This is a genomic window from Jatrophihabitans lederbergiae, from assembly GCF_031845305.1.
In the GTDB taxonomy this organism is placed as follows: Bacteria; Actinomycetota; Actinomycetes; order Mycobacteriales; family Jatrophihabitantaceae; genus Jatrophihabitans_A; species Jatrophihabitans_A lederbergiae.
Genome location: NZ_JAVREH010000008.1, coordinates 56,008 through 73,868, shown reverse-complemented (window position 1 = coordinate 73,868; position 17,861 = coordinate 56,008). Strand labels below are relative to the sequence as shown.

The 17,861-nt window shown below is 68.8% G+C and carries 12 protein-coding genes and 3 pseudogenes; 7 read left to right on the top strand and 8 right to left on the bottom strand.

Annotated features, from left to right (window positions below; genetic code table 11):
* Positions 1–40: 40 nt before the first annotated feature.
* Together RM423_RS08865 and RM423_RS08860 are read right to left on the bottom strand one after the other, a co-directional pair.
* Positions 41–202, bottom strand: coding sequence for a hypothetical protein (locus RM423_RS08865; RefSeq protein ID WP_311422657.1), 162 nt, complete (start codon positions 200–202; stop codon positions 41–43).
* Positions 199–747, bottom strand: coding sequence for a carboxymuconolactone decarboxylase family protein (locus tag RM423_RS08860; protein ID WP_311422656.1), 549 nt, complete (start codon positions 745–747; stop codon positions 199–201). Before RM423_RS08860 ends, RM423_RS08865 begins: the two co-directional genes overlap by 4 nt.
* Positions 748–874: 127 nt before the next feature.
* Here RM423_RS08860 and RM423_RS08855 point away from each other — a divergent pair, with 127 nt between their 5' ends.
* Positions 875–1,045, top strand: coding sequence for a hypothetical protein (locus tag RM423_RS08855; RefSeq protein ID WP_311422655.1), 171 nt, complete (start codon positions 875–877; stop codon positions 1,043–1,045).
* Positions 1,042–2,316 (top strand): flavin-containing monooxygenase, encoded by a 1,275-nt coding sequence (locus RM423_RS08850; RefSeq protein WP_311422654.1) that lies wholly within the window; start codon positions 1,042–1,044, stop codon positions 2,314–2,316. The genes RM423_RS08855 and RM423_RS08850 overlap by 4 nt, the downstream gene beginning before the upstream one ends.
* 342 nt (positions 2,317–2,658) lie before the next feature.
* Here the strand turns inward: RM423_RS08850 and RM423_RS08845 are convergent, their stop codons facing one another.
* Together RM423_RS08845 and RM423_RS08840 are read right to left on the bottom strand one after the other, a co-directional pair.
* A complete protein-coding gene (locus tag RM423_RS08845) occupies positions 2,659–3,945 on the bottom strand; it encodes an MFS transporter (protein WP_311422653.1) in 1,287 nt (428 codons plus the stop codon).
* A complete protein-coding gene (locus RM423_RS08840; protein ID WP_311422652.1) occupies positions 3,911–4,810 on the bottom strand; it encodes a helix-turn-helix domain-containing protein in 900 nt (299 codons plus the stop codon). Before RM423_RS08840 ends, RM423_RS08845 begins: the two co-directional genes overlap by 35 nt.
* Before the next feature lie 60 nt (positions 4,811–4,870).
* Here RM423_RS08840 and RM423_RS08835 point away from each other — a divergent pair, with 60 nt between their 5' ends.
* Entirely contained in the window at positions 4,871–5,620 is a 750-nt protein-coding gene (locus RM423_RS08835) for a hypothetical protein (protein ID WP_311422651.1), read from the top strand.
* A gap of 981 nt (positions 5,621–6,601) precedes the next feature.
* Positions 6,602–8,629, top strand: coding sequence for a SpoIID/LytB domain-containing protein (locus RM423_RS08830; RefSeq protein ID WP_311422650.1), 2,028 nt, complete (start codon positions 6,602–6,604; stop codon positions 8,627–8,629).
* 338 nt (positions 8,630–8,967) lie between these two features.
* Here RM423_RS08830 and RM423_RS08825 read toward each other — a convergent pair whose 3' ends face one another.
* Together RM423_RS08825 and RM423_RS08820 are read right to left on the bottom strand one after the other, a co-directional pair.
* Positions 8,968–9,216: a hypothetical protein gene (locus RM423_RS08825; protein WP_311422649.1), complete on the bottom strand. Its 249-nt coding sequence runs from the start codon at positions 9,214–9,216 to the stop codon at positions 8,968–8,970.
* A gap of 837 nt (positions 9,217–10,053) precedes the next feature.
* Positions 10,054–10,674 (bottom strand): TetR/AcrR family transcriptional regulator, encoded by a 621-nt coding sequence (locus RM423_RS08820; protein WP_311422648.1) that lies wholly within the window; start codon positions 10,672–10,674, stop codon positions 10,054–10,056.
* 154 nt (positions 10,675–10,828) lie between these two features.
* On the opposite strand from RM423_RS08820, the pseudogene RM423_RS08810 reads away from it, so the two are divergent.
* Together RM423_RS08810 and RM423_RS25535 are read left to right on the top strand one after the other, a co-directional pair.
* Positions 10,829–11,767, top strand: a pseudogene (locus RM423_RS08810) (alpha/beta hydrolase family protein).
* A 98-nt stretch (positions 11,768–11,865) separates the two neighbouring features.
* Positions 11,866–12,426: pseudogene (locus RM423_RS25535) on the top strand (SDR family NAD(P)-dependent oxidoreductase); the annotation flags it as partial.
* A 245-nt stretch (positions 12,427–12,671) separates the two neighbouring features.
* Here the strand turns inward: RM423_RS25535 and RM423_RS25530 are convergent.
* Positions 12,672–13,286 (bottom strand): TetR/AcrR family transcriptional regulator, encoded by a 615-nt coding sequence (locus RM423_RS25530; RefSeq protein WP_396327654.1) that lies wholly within the window; start codon positions 13,284–13,286, stop codon positions 12,672–12,674.
* Between the two features lie 50 nt (positions 13,287–13,336).
* Here RM423_RS25530 and RM423_RS25525 point away from each other — a divergent pair.
* Positions 13,337–14,822, top strand: a pseudogene (locus RM423_RS25525) (MFS transporter).
* A gap of 226 nt (positions 14,823–15,048) precedes the next feature.
* On the opposite strand, the gene RM423_RS08785 reads toward RM423_RS25525, so the two are convergent.
* Positions 15,049–17,859 carry an alkaline phosphatase family protein gene (locus RM423_RS08785; protein ID WP_311422644.1) on the bottom strand — a complete coding sequence of 937 codons (2,811 nt, stop codon included), beginning with the start codon at positions 17,857–17,859 and terminating at the stop codon, positions 15,049–15,051.
* Positions 17,860–17,861: the final 2 nt, after the last annotated feature.

The window sequence follows — 17,861 nt, the reverse complement described above, 5'->3', positions numbered from 1 at the left end:
CCCGGTAGGCGCCGCGGAACCTTCCCGATTGCGCGAAGTTTCAGTCGCCCTGCTGCGCGTCCTGGGCCGCGGGTGCGCGGCAGCCGCCGAGGTAGCCGAGACTGACCACGAGAAACGGGGTGGCGTAGTTGACGGCGATCCGCGCCCAGGTCGCCCACCCCGGGTGGCCGCCGAGCAGGACACCGCCCTGGTTGACGGTCACGGCGTGAGCGCCGGGGCGGCGGGCAGGTCGAGGTCGGTGCGGGCGTAGTGGTTGAAGAAGTTCGTGAACAGGTTCACCGCGAGGTGCGCGAACGCCTCCGACAGCTGCACGTCGCTCCAGCCGGCCTGCTGCGCGGCCGTCCAGGTGGCATCGGACACCTCGCCGACATTGGCGGCGGCTTCCCGCACGACGGCCAGCAGCGCCGCGAGTTTCGGGTCGAACGCGAGCTCGCCGCGGCGGATCGCGATCGTCTGGGCCTCGCTCAGGCCGGACTTGATGGCCGAGGGGGTGTGCGCGGCCTGACAGTAGTCACAGCCGTCCTGCGCACCCACCGCGAGCGCGATCGCTTCCCGGGTGCGCGCATCGAAGCTGGACTGCTCGGCCAGTGCCTCGGTGATGCCGGCGTAGGCGGCGAGCACGACGGGTGCGTGGGCCATCTCGGCGTGGATGTTGAGCAGCTTGCCCGTGCGTCGAGTCAGTCGTTCCAGCGTCGGGCGGGTCTGCTCCGGCGCAGTGTCGAGGGTCTGGACGGGGATGCGGGACATGGATGAATCCTTCAGTTAGACAACGAGGTACCTTGGGGAACCCGGTCACGGGGCCAGATCCTTCCCGTGTCGGGCAGTGACTTGTCAGTCATCGCCACACCACCCCTACCGGCCTACCCTGACCAGCATGGTCATCGTCCTCGGTGTGCTCGTCGCTGTGTCTCTGGCCGCGCTGCTGATCGGGGCGGTCACCGGCCGGGTGAAGCTGACCTCGTGCTGCGCGGTGGCCGACCCGCGCTGCGATGCCCGGATGAGGTCGGCCTTCGAATCCCCGGCCGAGCTGAATGAGCGACATTGACACCCGGGGACGCCAGCCAGTCCGAACGGCCGACGCTTCGAGATCGGCTCGTCGCCCACGCCGCCAGTGTCGGCGTGGTGAGTTCCGGACGGCCTGCCGGGGATCGACCGGCGCGATCAGTGGATGCGTTGATCATCGGCGCGGGGCAGGCCGGTCTCGGGGTGGCCTACTGGCTGCGGCGCATCACCGGCCTCGAGGTGCAGATCATCGAGCGGGCCGCGGTGGGCAACAGCTGGCTCGAGCGCTGGGACAGTCTGCGACTGTTCACCCCGCGACGGTTCAGCGCCCTGCCGGGAATGCCCTTCCCCGCCGGTGAGGACTTCCCTAGCAGGCTCGAGGTCGCCGAGTACCTGCGCTGCTACGCCGACCGGTTCCGGCTGCCGGTGGAAACCGGTCATCAGGTGCGGCGACTGACGAAGTCCGGCGGCGTCTTCTGCGCGGAAACCAATCGCGCCGACATCCGGGCACGTCACGTCGTCGTAGCCGGCGGACCGTTCGCCCAGCCCTATCTGCCTCCGGCCAGCCGGAAACTGGATGGCGTGGTCTTTCAGTTGCACTCCGCCGACTACCGGCGCCCCGCCGACGTCCCCGATGGGGAGGTTGTCGTCGTCGGCGGCGGGAATTCCGCCGCGCAGCTGGCCCTCGAGCTGTCGCCCACGCACCGGGTCACGATGGTCAGCCCACGCCCGCCATGGTTCCTTCCGGTCACGCTGCTCGGCGCAGATCTGTACTGGTGGCTATACCTGACCGGGACGCTCAATGCCCGCACGTCCTCACCGGTTTCCCGCTACGTGCGTCGCCGCGGCGATGCCATCATCGGGACCGACCTGCGACGTCAGGTTCAGACCGGCCGCGTTCGCCTGCTCACTCAACGCGTCACCGGAGCCAGCGGCCAGGACCTAGTGCTTGCCGACGGGTCACTCGTCCCTGCGCCGAACGTCCTATGGTGTACGGGCTACCGGCCGGATCTGAGATGGATGGATCTCGCCGGCGCGCTCGACAGGAGCGGCGAGCCGGTGCATCGGCGCGGCGCCAGCCCGGTGCCCGGGTTGCACTGGATGGGGTTGCCCTGGCAGACCCGGCTGAACTCCTCGATCATCAACGGCGTCGACCGCGACGCTCACGCCACCGCGAAACGGATCCGCGCGATGTCGACCGAGGTCGGACGCAGCCCGCGAGAGATCCGACAAGCTCAGCGCGACCTCGGTTCACTTCCTCCCGATCAGCCCGGCCACGATCGCACCGGACGGCGACCTGGCCGTGCCCGCTGACGCTTGGTCGTGACTCGTGCCGCGGTATGCCGAGGCAGCGACGTGGAGTCTCATTGTCTTCGCGCCCAGTCTCACCGGACGCACGGCTTGGAGGCGGCCCTGTCCGCCTATACGCCGCCCGTGATCGGCGACTGGCGGGCGGCCTGGGAGCCCGCATCGGAGCTCCTACCGCCCAGCGCAACAGTCGCCTCGTCCACACCACGCTGCCGTGCGCTGGCGGCGGCTGTTGTCTCCGCTGAATGTCGATGCTGTCGAGCAAGACGTACAGCTGTGCGACGCTGCCGGCCAGGGCTCGCGTGGCTGCCCGGTCCGCGCTGCCGGTCGTGCAGGGCGGCACAACCGCTACTGCGTGGCGCCCGGACTTGACCCGTCGGACGGCAGGTCGGCGGACGTGGTGAGCCCGGCCAGTCCCGCAGCCAGCAGCAAAAGCCCGCCGCAGTAGTACACGGCTCGGATCCCGAACGCGTCCGCGAGCACGCCCCCGAGCAGCAGGCTGGCCAGTCGCATCGCCTGCCAGATGAGGTCGAACGCCGAAAACACCCGGCCGCGCAGCTGCTCGGGCACGTGGGACTGGATGACGGAGGAGAACGTGACGTTGCCGCTCGATGTGCCCATCCCGTAGCACACCAACGCTGACAGCGCGACCGGCAGCGTGGTCACGCTCGCCAGCACCACGTCGACCACGCCGCGCAGACCGAACGCGGCGAACACCAGCCGCGGCTGCCGCGCCCGGGTCCCCAGACGGGTCAGCAGCAGCGGCCCGCAGAACGCGCCCACACCGATCCCGGCGAGCATCAGCCCGTACCCGCCGCCGCCGGCATGCAGCCGCCGTGCCGCCAGCAGCACGAGCAGGGCGCTGGTCGCCCCCGCAGACAGCGCGGCAAGAGCCTGCGCGAGCGCGAGCGCCCGCAGCAGCCGGTCACGCCCGAGCAAGCCGAGCGCCTCTCTGCCCTGCACCCAGATACTGGCTGTCACCAGCGGCCGGGCCGCCTCGCTGGCCCGCAAACCCCGCAGCAGCAGCGCACTCACCCCGAAGCTTCCAGCGTTCATGGCGAACGCCCACCCGAACCCTGCGGTCGAGGCCAGCAGCCCGGCCACCGGTGCCAGCAGGACCTGGCTCAGCACGGCCGCCGACCAGATGCCGGAATTCGCCGCGACCAGCTCCTCCTCACCGACCAACGACGGCAGCAGCGACCCGGCCGCCGGATTGAAGAACACCGACCCGGCCGACAGCCCAAACGCGACCGCGTACACGACACCAATGTCGGAATGCCACAACGCCAGGGTCGCCGCGAGCACCAGCCGCGCAAGGTCGGCGGCCACCATCACGCGAACCCGGGGCAGCCGATCGACCAACGGCCCGGCGACTGGTGCGAGCAGCAGCACCGGCACGATCTCGGCCAGCACCGCCCCGGAGACCCCCAGACCAGAGCCGGTCAGGCGCAGCACCAGCAGCGCCAGCGTCGTGAACTGCGCGACGTCACCCCACTGCGACACCGTGCGGGCCGCCCATAGCCGTCGGTATTCGGGCCGGGCCATGACCGTACGCAGGCCGGCCCTGTCAACGGCACGCATCCGTTTGCTGAACAGTCCCCTAAATCCCAGTCTGCTGACGGGTGGCGCGCTCATTTTCGTTTGTGGCGTTGTAGGAGGCGAGGAGGGCTAGTTTCTCTGCGCTGTCGCTGCCGGCGTCGGGGTGGTAGATGGCGAGGATGAGGCCACCGGAGCCGCCGTCGATGGCGAGCTTTTCCCGGTTCAGGGAGAGTTGCCCGACCGTGGGGTGGTCGAGGGTCATCGGCCGACCTTCCTGGGCTTGGACGTCGTGGCGTGCCCAAAGTTGTCGGAATCGTTCGCTGGCGAGGGAGAGTTCTCCGACGAGTTCGATCAACCGGGGGGCGTCGGTGTCGGTGCCGACGGAGGCGCGGAAGCCGGCGACGAGACGTGCGGTCGCGTCGTCCCAGTCGGGGTAGAGCGCCTGCTCGGAGGGCTCGAGGAATACGGCGCGGAGCCGGTTCTCGCCGACGGCCAGCCGCGGTGACAGCGCCAGGGCGAACGGGTTGGAGGCGAGGACATCGAAGTACCGGCCTTCGACGAAGGCGGGTAGCTGCAGCGTCGCCAAAAGCTTCTGGATGCCCTGCAGGACGTGTTCGCGACGCACCTTTCGGCGGGACCGGGTTGTTTTTGCGCCGACGAGGCCGAGGAGGTAGGCGGTCGCGGCGTTGTCGAGTCCGAGGACGCGGGCGAGGGATTCGAGGATCTGCGGTGACGGGTTGCGTTCCCGGCCTTGTTCGAGGCGGAGGTAGTAGTCGGCGCTCATGCCCGCCAGGAGTGCCACTTCCTCGCGACGCAGGCCGGTCACGCGGCGGAGCCCTACCGTGGGCAGGCCGACCTCGTCGGGGGTGACGAGTTCGCGTCGGGCGCGTAGGTATTCGCCGAGGGGTTGGTGGCGTCGGGGTGTTAAGTTCGTGTTGCAAAACAGTGAAGTGCATGTCATGGTTGTGGAGTCAACCGCTCACTGTGAGTAGTCGAACCGATAGCTAGGAATGGAATCTTGATGAATCGATCAGCACGCGCCGCGGGCACCGGTGTCGCTCTTCTCGCTGCCTGCGCGGTGATCGGCGGCGGGGGTGTTGCCTTCGCCGCGCCGTCGCACGCCAAGCCCGCAATTCACGCCTCCCACAAACCGGTCGACCACCTCGCCGGACAGCGCGCAGGTGCTGGTCACGCGCTGGCTGCTGACACCGCCCGGGTGACCCGGATCGCCTCGGCCGAGACGGCCTCGTCGGTGCTGTCCGTCGTGAACAAGGCGGCCCTTGCCACCGCATCCTCCGCCGATCTCGCGGCGCTGAGCACCGATAAGGGCACTGTCGCGAGCGCGACGACGGCAGCTCAGATCCGGGCCGCGATACTGGCCGGCGCGCGGACCGCCCGGGGCGCGCAGCTTCAACTGCAGCTCCTGACCTCGGCCGACCAGGCCCAGCTCAGCGTCGCGACGCTCACCTCAAGCGCCGCCGCCTTGGCCGCCCAGGCGCAAACCCTGCAAGACAATGGAACTGACACCAGCACTGTCACTACTCCGCTTGCCGACCTCGCCACCGCGCTCGCCCAGGCCGACGCCGACATCCAGACCGCGACGGCCACCGCCCTCGCGGTTCCCGCGAGCCCGACGGACGCGCAGCTGCACACAGCCACCGTGACCGCCCGCCAGCAACTCGCCGCCGCAGCCACGGCGCTGGACGTCGCGACCCAGGACCTGTCCACCGCCACCGACGCCCTCACCGCGCTGCAGACCCCGACGGCCTGACCGCGCCGGGGCCACCTGGTCACCGATCAGGTGGGATTCACGGACACCTTGCCCCTGGTCCCTTGCTTTCGGTTCGGCTCGGGCTTCGAGCCAGAGTCAGCGGGCAGGGGACAGGGGGCAGGGGGTCAAAGTTCGGATGCCGCGCGGGTCAGGATTCACGTGCCTCGACAGGGGCCGGGATGAGCTTCCGCCGCGCACCTATCTGATCGGCGCGACCAGCGCGGCACCTTGATCGCAAGTTGCGGCCGACGGATTCGGCACGGCTGCCACAACGCGTGGGCAACTACTGTGTGTGACGGTTGTTAGAGGGGTAGGTCCGCGGTTTCGCCGCTGGCCGACCCGCCCGGCGTCACGGAAGGTGACCGGGGAGCAGAGATGAGGCGCTCGGTGACCAGATGTAATTGCTATTTCCGCCGTTTGCTGGTGGTCATCGTGACGTTTCTTATGCTGCTACCTGCGGGGGGAGTGGCGAGGGCTGCCGTCGCGGCGCGGCCGGGCACCAAGGTTGCATCGACTCATGCTGGCGCTGTTGCCGACAGCTTGAAAGGTCACCACCGCAGCCGTGTCTGCGCGTCAGCGGTAAGGGGACGGGCCGCGTGCCAGGCGGTTGTGGACTTAGATGTCACTGGCCCGGTTTCGGCGACGCCGGCCGGGTATGGGGCGGCCGACCTACAGGCGGCGTACCAGTTTCCGGCCAGCACCGCAGGAACGGGGCAGCTCGTTGCGGTGATCGACGCCTACGACGCGCCGAGCGTAGCAAGCGACCTTGCTGTATATCGAGCGCAGTACGGCCTGGCGCCGTGTGTCGTTGGTTGCTTTCTGAAGGTCAATCAGACCGGCGGCGTCACGATGCCGCCCGCAGATCCCTCCTGGGCGCAGGAGACGTCGCTGGATGTGGAGATGGTTTCCGCAGCTTGTCCGAAGTGCCGGATTTTGCTGGTCGAAGCGGAGTCCGCTTCATTGAATGACTTGGGAACGGCGGTGAACACCGCGGTCCGGATGGGGGCGGTGGCGGTGTCCAACAGTTACAGTGCTCCGTCTTCGGCTGATGACAGCCAGTACGACACCCAGTACTACAACCACCCGGGGGTGGCGATCACGGCCAGTAGCGGGGACACCGGTTACGGGGTGAACTATCCCGCCTCCTCCCCCCACGTCACCGCCGTCGGCGGCACCAGCCTCGTCGCGGACTCGAGTCTTCGTGGCTGGAGCGAGAAAGCGTGGGGCAGCACGACGCCCGGGGCGGGCGCCGGAAGCGGTTGCTCAGCCTATGACGCCAAACCCGCCTGGCAACGGGACAGCGGCTGCGCCACACGCAGCGTCAGCGATGTCTCAGCGGTGGCAGATCCAGCTACCGGGGTCGCCGTGTATGACAGCACCGCGAGCAGCGGGGTTAGTGGCTGGTTGGTGTTCGGCGGCACCAGTGTTTCGGCCCCCCTCATCGCCGCCGCCTACGCATTGGCCGGTTTACAGGTGCCGAGTACTGGTTATCCCGCTGCCTTTCCCTACCGAGCCACCATGGCGTTCAACGATGTCACCAGCGGAGCGAACGGCTCATGCGGGGGCACGTACCTGTGCACGGCGGTGCAGGGTTACGACGGGCCCACGGGAGTCGGTACGCCCAATGGCGTAGCTGGCTTCGTCGGTGACTGCGAGCGCGCCGGTGTCACCTGCCGCCCGGCGCTGCCCGGCTCGTGCACCCACAACACCTCCCAGACGACACCCCCGGCGACCATCCGGGTGTACGTCCCGAGCGATACCCAGACCCCGATTCACACCGTGGACTTCAAGACCTACGTTAAGAACGTGCTGCCCAACGAGTGGGTGCAGAGCTGGGACGGCGACGCGCTCAAAGCCGGCGCTGTTGTGGTGAAGTCATACGCCTGGTACTGGGTGAGTCACTTCGGCGGCTACCTCAACGACGATGCCACGCAGTGTTTCGACGTCACCGACGACGCCGACTTCCAAGTCTACAAGGCGGCCAGCGCGGCCCCGCGCACTAGCGCGGCCGTAGACGCCATCTGGCCCTACGTCGCCCGCGACGCCTACGGGGCGGTACTGCAGACCTCGTACCGCCGTTACCTAATCTCGCCTTCTGAGGGCTGCGGCGCCTACGCCGACGGCACCACGCTGAGCCAATACGGCAGCCAGACCTGCAACGAGAGCAACACCGGCAACAAGTGGAACGTGATCCTGCAGAAGTACTACACCGGCGTGCAGCTCGCCACCGCGCAGCAACTGCGAACCGCGCACGACTTCACCTACTCCCAAACCAGCAGCCGCGCCACCTTCGCCGCCGGCCGGTGGGCGATCAACGACGGCTACCCGACCACGTTCAACTTCGGCCTGCCGGGCGACCTGCCGGTCATCACCGACAGCGGCGACGGCTTCGCACACGCCGCGGTGTACCGGCCGTCGACCGGCACCTGGTATGTCGCCAGTCCGACCGGGACCATCCAGTCCTCGGTGCAGTACGGGCTCAATGGCGATATCCCGGTGCCCGGGCACTGGAACGGCCGCGGGCGCGCGACGGTGCTCGCGGTGTACCGCCCGGCCACCCGCTACTGGTACGTGCAAGGCCGCTCACCGGTCCAATACGGCCTGACCGGCGACATCCCCGTACCCGGTGACTACAACGGCGACGGAACCACCGAACTCGCGGTGTTCCGCCCGTCGACCGGCGTCTGGTACGTGCAAGGCCGCTCACCGGTCCAATACGGCCTGACCGGCGACATCCCCGTACCCGGTGACTACAACGGCGACGGAACCACCGAACTCGCGGTGTTCCGCCCGTCGACCAGCGTCTGGTACGTCCGCGGGCACAACGGCGTGCAATGGGGATTGAAGGGCGACATGCCGGTGACCGGAGACTACACCGGCGACGGCAAGGTTGACTTCACCGTTTACCGGCCGAGCAACCACAGCTGGTACGTGTACGGACGCCCCGGTTCGGTGGTGTTCGGATCGGCCGGCGTCACGCCGATCGGGGCGGCACCGTACCGCGGCTGAGTGAAGCGCCTGCTGCGGACATCGCCTCGAACAGGATGCTCGCCCCGTTCCGCAGCGCTCGGAACTGCGCTGAACACCCACGGCGACCAGCCAGCCGCGGACGCGGGCTTACGAACTGCTAACCGGATACCGTCTCGATTCCGCGGAGCATCCTTACGTGCTCCGGCCAGCGATGACGGCCGGCGCTCCCAACTGCTCTTGCGGCCCAGCACCGACGAACCGACCGCGGTAAGTCACGCAAGGCACCGCCTTCACCCGAGTGCTCGATCCGAATGCGGGACGACACCGATCAGCAGTGGTGGCCGGACCCCGCACCGCCGAGCCGACCGTGATCCAGCTCAGTGGCAGCTGGCGTCAGCGATGCGGACGTCGAGCGGCCGGACCAACGGCTGGCGAAGTACCACGGGTGTGCCGGTACCCGCGGGCTCGGTGAGGGTCAGCAGGATGGTGCGTGCCGTGCGGCGGGGCAGCTCCAGATCGACCGTGTAAACCGGATGTCCATGCTCGGTGCCGATGCCTGCGGTGCCAGGACGGCCATCGACGTTGACCGCGCGCAGCAGGGCCCGGCCGGTAGCCAGGTAGCTCACCTCGAGCCTGTTGTCGCCAGGCTTGACCGGGTAGGCGTGCCGGTCGCTTCGGCCGGTGACATAGGAGGACAGGCCACTGGTCGGCGTTGTTCGGCGAAGCTGATCTGGCGCGCCCGCCAGGCGGGGAAGTGGCGTTCCTCAGCGGTGAACCAGGCTGGGAGAAGAACGTCGGTGGGTGTTGCGTTCAGCGTGGGCAGCCAATCGCGAAGTGCGGTGGTCACGGAGCTGACGTGGTCCAGGAGTGTGCCGTCGAGGCGAAAATTACGGCGCGGATCGGCGGCATCACGGTCGAAGGTTATGGGTTGGTCGTGGCTGCCTTGAACCGGCCGTGGCGAGGTGGGATCTGACGGACCCATTTCGGTTACTTGCCGACCTCGCCGCCTGCACCGCCGCGCATGGTGTCAGTAACGATCGTGCCTGACACCAACTTGGTCGCCGCTGTCGCTTTCGCTGTGCTTGCGATCACCGCGCTGGCCCACGTACTAATGATCTGGCTTCTGCTGGCCATGGGAGTCGTGTCTGGCGCGGCCGGTTCACTGGTAGGGCCCAGCGAACGCGGCTGCGACCCGGGTCGTCGTATCGAAGGAACAGTCGTCCGAGGCGTTGGCGCAGAGCCAGGCGCGCTGCGCGGCGGCACGGATCGCCGGGCCATCGGCTTGGTGTCGACAGCGACGTTGCCGCGGGGGCGCGCTCGGCCAGGCGGCAAGACCTGCCTCTGCAGGTCCTTACGCCCGGGAGGCCGACTTCCCGCCGAGGGGCGTCGGCGAGGGCCTGGCGATCGCCGAAGCGGGGCTCCCGGGTCTGACCGCCAGGCGGAGAACATTGTGGGGGCACCGATCAGCACGGTCGGGGCGTCTGGGTTGCCTCCGATGCGGGTTGCTCCTGGCGGAGACCGGTGACGAGGAGGGTGACGATCCGTCGGACGTCGTAGTCCGGGTCCTGCGGGGTCCACGCGACCAGGTCCCCGACCGCGCGTACGAGCTCGTACGCGCCGATGTCCGCGACCACCTCTCCGGACGCGCGCGCCGCCGCGAGCAGGTCGGCCAGGACCGGGACGAGCCGCTCCAGGAACATCTCGTGCAGGACGGTGAACCCGGCTGAGTCGCCCTGCCACACCCTTGCCAGCCCGTGCTTGGTGCCGAGGAAGTCCACGAAGAGGTGTAGCCACTCCAGCACGGCCGCGAACGGTGACGACGCCGACGCCATCAGGGCGGGGCCCGCCTCCGCGCACGCGTCGACCTGGTGCCGGTACACCGCCACGACGAGGTCCGCCCGGGTGGGGAAGTGCCGGTAGAGCGTCCCCATCCCGACGCCCGCGGCCGCGGACACCTCCCGCACGGTCGCGTCGACACCGGAGGCGGCGAACACCTTCGCTGCCGCGTCGAGCAGGGCGCGCTCGTTGCGCTCGACGTCGGGGCGCCGCCTCGGGATCTCCGGCGTCGGTCGGGCCGCGGGCATGGGGTCGATCCTCGCACAGAGCAGGACAGGCGGAGCACGGCTCGAGGTCGCTTACAATACGGAGCGTTGCTCCATATAGTAGAACGGAGCGTTGCTCCGTTTCTCAAGCACGCGCCGCCGCCCCACCGGCTCACCTGCCCCGGAAGGACATCCAATGCCTGCTTTCGACGCGGTCACTCCCCGCGCCAGCACGACGCCCGCCAACCAGATCCTGTCCGTCAAGCCCGTCGTCCTCTCCGCGCCCGGCCGTGGCGACGATCTGCAGGTGCGGGTGACCGCCCCGGCGGACGGCACCGACCTGCCGGTGATCGTGTTCGCGCACGGGTTCGGTCTCGCGATGGACTCCTACGACCCGCTCGTGGACTTCTGGGCCGCCAACGGGTTCGTCGTCGTCCAGCCGACGTTCCTCGACTCGCTCACCCTGGGCTTGACCCCCGCGGACCCGCGCTACCCGAACATCTGACGCACCCGCGTCGAGGACATCGAGCGGGTCATCGACGACCTCGGCACGGTCGTCGCCGCGGTTCCGGGCCTCGCCGACCGGGTCGACCGGAACCGCCTCGCCGTCGCCGGCCACTCCTGGGGCGGCCAGTCGGTCGGCATGCTCCTCGGCGCCCGCGTCGTCGGCGCGGACGGCCAGCCCGGCACGGACGCGACCGACGCGCGGGTCAAGGCCGGCGTGCTGCTGGCGACGACCGGTGTCGGCGGGCAGAACCTCACCCCGTTCGCGCAGGAGCGCTTCTCCTTCATGAGCCCGGACTTCGCCCGGATGAACACCCCGACCCTCGTCGTCGCCGGCGACCACGACCAGTCGCCGCTGTCCACGCGCGGCCCGGACTGGTTCACCGACGTGTACACGCTCAGCCCCGGCGCTCAGAGCCTCGTGACCCTGTTCGGCGGGGGACACTCCCTCGGCGGCGTGCACGCCTACCAGGCCACCGACACCACCGACGAGAGCCCGGAGCGCGTGGACCTGGTCCGCCGCACCTCGACGGCGTTCCTGAAGAAGGCGCTCAACATCGACGGCGCCGCCTGGGACGAGGTGACCGCCGGCGCGTCGACGGAGCCGGCGGGCCGCATCGACTCGAAGTAGCCCCCCCGCACCGCCCGGGACCGGGCCCCGCACACCGCGGGCCCGGGCGCTCCCGGACAGACGGCCACGACCTCACCCCCGCCGGAAGGACACCCGCTATGAGAGACCAGCAACGCCCGCTCGGCTCCGGATTCACCGCCGCGTCGACTGCCGACGACGTCCTCGCTGGCGTGGACCTCGCCGGCGTCAACGCGATCGTCACCGGCGGGCACTCCGGCATCGGCCTCGCCGCAACCCGCCCCCTGGCGCGGGCCGGCGCCTCCGTCACGGTGCCCGCCCGCAACCCCGACCGCGCCGCGCAGAACCTCTCCGGGATCAACCGGGTCGAGGTGCACCGCATGGACCTGCTCGACCCGGACACGATCAACGCGTTCGCTGACGCCTGGAACACCACCAGCCGCCCGCTCCACATCCTCGTCAACAACGCCGCCGTCCCCACACCCGACAGCGTCGTCCGCGACAGCCGCGGCTTCGAGGTGCAGTTCGCCACCAGCCACCTCGGGCACTTCCAGCTGACGCTCGCCCTGCACGACGCGCTCCGCGCCGCCCACGGCGCACGGGTGGTCAACGTCTCCTCGGGAGCGCACCGCTTCGCCGGCATCCGGTGGGACGACCCCAACTTCACCAAGACCTACGACCCCGGCCTGTCCTACGCGCAGGCGAAGACCGCGAACGTCCTCTTCGCCTTCGCCCGCTGGACCCGTCGGACAACGACCCGCCGTTCGCCCGGATCGCGCGTGCCGCCCTGCACGACCTGCAGCTCCGCGCCTGCGGCTTGGGCCAACAGCTGCGGGTCTGACTGCGCGTTGGTCGGCAGCAAGCTCGGCATCGTTGCACGACGAGCTCGACCGATGGCGGGAGCTCTCCCTCAGCACCGAACTGCCCGGCCGATGCCTCTTGACTCTCACGGTCGGGGGACGACCCCGCTGCGGAGGGCGTCGAACAGCCGCTCGAAGCGCGCGCGGTGGTCGTCCATCACGGCGCTCGGAGCCTCCTCGGCGATGAGGCGACGCGCGGTCTCCACCATCACGGTGCCGTAACCGGCGATGAAGAAGGCGGCGAGCAACGTCGCATCGCCCTCGAAGGTCGGGTCGCGTTCGAGCTCCTCGGCGAGGGTCCGCTGAAGATCGGCGGCGATCTCTCTCGCACGCGCGACCAGCGCGGGCGAGGCCGCGACGGTCCGGAAGAAGGGGATGGATCGGTCGTTGACGCCGGAGAGCGGGTGACGGGCGCCGACGAGACGGAGGGTCATATCCCGCAGGGACGCCAGCACGTCGACGCCCGGGGCGCGGTCGCGCACCGCCGAGCGCAGGAGCTCGACGGCGTCGACCGAGCGATCCAGGAAGAGGTCCTCCTTGCGCGGGAAGTGCTTGAAGACCGTCACGCTCGAGACCCCCGCCTCCTGCGCGACGTCGGCGACCGTGACCGTGTCGAACCCGCGCTCGAGGAACAACCGAGCCGCGACCTCCGCGATCATCGCCCGTGTCTGCGGCCCGCCTCGCGCTCCGGTCCTGGACATCCGTTCCCCACTCTCTTGTGTGATTAAGCTTAGTGTACTAACATACTCGCATGTTCTCCGAAAACACCACCGTCAACTCTCCGCGTTCTCCTCAATCGTTGCGGGAAGTATGGGTCGCCTTGGCGGGACTGTCCGCAGTGTTTCTCTTCGAGATGCTGGACAACTCGATCCTGAACATCGCGTTGCCCACGATCGGACGTGAACTCCACGCTTCGACGACCGCGTTGCAGTGGGTGACCGGCGCATACGCGGTCGTGTTCGGCGGGTTGATGCTGGCGTTCGGCGCGATTGCCGACCGGCTGGGTCGGCGACGGATCATGCTCATCGGGCTCGTCCTGCTCGGGGTAGCGAGCCTGGCGACCGCGTTCGTCACGACTGCCGAGCAGCTGATCGCCGTCCGGGTGGTGATGGGCATTGCGGCCGCGATGACTACCCCAGGATCGATGGCGCTGGCTTTCCGGCTGTTCGCCGAGGACGGCCTCCGCGTGCGTGCGATAACGCTCATCTCGACCGTGGGTCTGGTCGGGCTCGCGATCGGCCCGACAGTGGGTGGCTTCGTGCTCGCGATCGCACCGTGGCAGGTCCTGCTGCTGGTGAACGTGCCGATTGCCGTGCTCGCGATCATCGGCATCCGAGCAGGCATCGCTTCGGACGAGGCGGCTGAACTCCACCGCGAGCCGGTGGACGTCCTCGGAGCGGTGCTGGGCACCGCGACGATCGTGCTCGTCCTCGTCGGCCCCCACCCTGTTCGTCAACGAAGGCGCGGGTGGGTGGGCGCCGTGGACGGCCACCGCTGCGACCGTCATGGGCGCGATTCTCTTCATCCGCCGCGAGCGTTCAGCGCGTTACCCGCTTCTCGACCTGAAGCTCGTTGCTCGCCCACTGGTCTCGAGCGGGCTGGCTTATAAGGCCGCCGCCGGGCTGGCGACCGCCGGTCTCGGTTACCTGGTGACGCTGCAGCTGCAGCTCGACTGGGGGTGGACGCCCGCACACGCCGCCATCGGGATGCTGCCGCAGGTCATCGTCCTCGTCGCAGCCGGCCCTTTCGTCAGTAAGTTCGTGGAACGGGTTGGTTTCGACCGGGCCGCATGGCTCAGTGCCGCAGCGGTCGTGTTCGGGCTTGCCGTCTACGCCGTGTTGGGTAGCTTCGGATACCTGTGGATCGCGATTGCCCTCGTGCTCGTGGCTGCTGGGATTCGCGTGAACGGCGTCGTCGCGGGGACCAACGTGCTCCGTGGTCTGCCCGAGAACCGGACCTCGATCGGCGCGGCGCTCGTCGACACCGCATCCGAAGTCGCTACCGGCGTCGGCATCGCCGCCTCCGGCACCATCCTCGCGACGCTATTCACCGGCCGAATTGCCACATCGAACTGGAGCATGCACCAAACCGCGCAGTTCCGGGAGGCGGTCACGATTGCCGGCCTCGCACTCACGGCTGCGGCTGCAGCGCTCGTCGGCTGGGGGATCGTCCGCGTGCGAAGCGCCGCGGACGGCCAGCCAACTATGTCCGTCGACGACGTGGCCATGTCGACCTAAGACCTGAAGCTGCTCAGGTGTAGCGAGGGCTCGTAGTAGTCCGGCGCGGGAGAGCCGCGCACAGCAGTGCGAACGGTGGCGTCGGATGGTCGCGTCCCGCCTTGCCCGGCCAGCGGTGAGGGTGTGTGGGAGCCGGCGCACCGGGTGCCTGCAGTCGGCGACGGCCCGCCGGAGGTTCGGCGGGCCGTCGTGTCGTGCGGTTGTCAACTATCTGTGTGGCAGACCCTCAGTTCGAGTCCGAGCTCGGGAGGTAGCCACCGGGAACCTGGGACGGGGCGTAGATCTTCGGGTCGCCCGGGTAGGGGTGCTTCCATCCGTGTGTGCGGTACCAGGTGTAGCGGTTCATCTGCTCCGGGTTCGCGTAGTCCGGCACGGCGGAATCACCGGTGAAGCGCTGCTTCTGTGCCCATGCCGTCCATTGTGCGGCGACCTCCTTCTTGGCGGCCGGAACGGCGACCCGCTTCGCCACCTGCGCGTTGAGGTTCTTGGCGGCGGTGCCGGTGAGACCCAGGGTGTCCGGGCCGCAGTCGGGTGCGGGGGTGACGCCCTCGGTGAGCGGGACCTGGTTCGGCACCGCGAGGAAGGGGGTGTAGTCGGGCTTCTTGGTGAATGCGCCGTACATGGGGGTCGCCGCGGCGAGCTTCTGGTTCAGCGGCTGGGCACCGAGGATCTGCTCGATGGTGCGGACCATGTTGAGCTGCGAGTAGTAGGTGCTGTCGACCGCGCCGTGCTGCGCCCAGGGGCTGATGATCTGGATGGGCGCCCGGTGGCCGTCGACGTGGTCGGCACCGTCCTGGCTGTCGTCCTCGGCCACGAAGATCGCGGAGTCCTTCCAGTACTTGCTGTGCGCGATCTCCTGGACGATCTTGCCCACGGCGAGGTCGTTGTCGGCGACCTGGGCCTCGGGGTCGGGCGTACCACCGGTGTGGTCGCTGGAGAGCCAGAACATGTTGAGGTTCGCGGGGCCGTTCTTCTCGAAGTTCTGCTTCCAGATCTGGTAGCGGTAGATGTCGGGGATGTTGGTGTCGAACTTCGGGTAGTCGTGGTCGGTGATCGCGTTCAGGGACGGGATCGGGGACTCGGTGTCCTGCCGGACGGACGGGTCCGTGAGCGCGCTCGGGTTTCCGCCGTTCTCGACGCCCGTGGTCGTGCAGTAGTACTTCTGCCACGTCGCGCCGGCCGGCTTGGTCTCGAACTGGGTGAACTCCCCGAAGTTGCGCGCGGTCTTGCCGGCGGACTCGGCAGCGGTCCACAGGAAGCCCGAGCGCTGGTGGCCCAGCACGTCGTCCTCGGTGTCGTAGCTGCGGGTGTACTCACCCGCGGAGGACTCGGTGTACTCGGGGTTGTCACCCTGCATCATCCAGTTGTGCCCCTCGGCGGAGTTGGTGCCCACGTCGTAGGTGTTGTCGTACAGGCCGAACTGCTTGGCCAGCGCGTGCTGGTTGGGCGTGACCTTCTCGCCGAACTGCGTGAGCGAACGGTCGCCGTTGCCGCGGCTGTCGTCGCCGTAGACCTGGTCGTAGGTGCGGTTCTCCTTCACCAGCAGGAAGACGTGCTTGATGGTCGACGGGGCGCCGAGCCGGGTCGGCACCGCAACGGCCTTCGTCCTGCCGTGCTTGGCCTCCTTGACGTCCTTCCTGCCCCAGCCGTTCTGGGCGAACACGGTCGAGGTGTAGCGCGCGATCTGCCGGTCGCTCGGCAGCATGAAGCGCGTCAGCGTGGCGGTGGTGCTGTGCGTGCCGTGACCGACGGCCGGCGCGGTGCCCGGGCCCTTGTTGTACGTGAGTTCGGGGCCGCGTGCGTCGATGCCGCGGGTGTTCGTGACGACGATCTGATCGCCGACCGCGGCCACTGCGGCCGGGTAGTAATCGGTCGGCAGCAGGCCCAGGTAGCTCACCGGCTCCTGTGGCGTGCCCTCGTAGCGGTACACCGCCACGGCGTTGGCCCGCCCGAGCGTCACCAGCAGGTGACCGTCCTTGGTGAGGGCGATTCCGGTGGGCTGGTAACCGACCTTGGACGATGGCCACGGCTGGGTGGCGATCGTCTGCACGACCTTGTCGTTCTTCGTGTTGATCACCGAGACGGTGTCGCTGTTGGTGTTGGCGACGAACAACGCGTTCCCGCTGTTGTACAGCGCGGTCGGGTGCAGACCGACGTCGATCGAGTTGACCGGGGTGGACGGGGCCGAGGTGTCGATGACGCTGACGGTGCCGGTGGTCGAGGTGCCCAGGTACGGGTTGGCGGGCACCTGCGTGCCGTAGGAGTTGATCGTGGTGTCACCCGGCTTCGCCTGCCGGCCACCCTCGTTGCTGACGTAGAGCTTGTCGCCCACGAGGTCGAGCTCGCGCGGGGCGATGCCGACGTTCCAGGTCTGCTCGACGGCGCCGGTCGACGGGTCCAGTGCCTTGACGGTGTTCTGCCCGTTGACCGCGACGTAGAGCGTCGAACCGTCGGCGGAGTAGACGGATTTGCCCGGCAGCGCGGACGCGCCGTTGACCTTGGGCAGCGGGACGGACGTCGGCGTGCCCAGGGTGCCGTCGCTGTTGACCGGGAAGCGGGTCAGCCCGTTCGCCTGCGACATCCAGAGGAACTTGCCGTCCGGCGAGTACGTCGGACCCTCCTGGCCTACCGTGCCGTCGGAGAGCTTCTGGCTCACCCCGGTGGCCGATCCGACCGTCCAGATCAGCTTGTAGGACGACAGGTCGAAGACCTGCAGGACGACGGACTTGTCGGCGCTCGTCGCGGCGAGGTATCGCCCGTCCGCGCTGACCGACGAGCCCATGAACTTGCCGAACTTGGTGAGCAGGCGGTCACCGAGCGGCTGGATGATCTGGTTGTCGGAGACCTGGATGCCGTTCGCGTACTGCGTGCCGACCTGGTTCTGGCCGAACATCTGCGTGGATGCGTACGCCACCCCAGCGCCGGCGACGAGGACGGCTGAGGTGCCGGCGACGACGATGCGCAGGCGGCGGCCGGTCAGCCCCGGGAGCCCGGAGCGGGCCCCTGAGACGGATCGGCGTTGTCGCGTTACTTGCATTA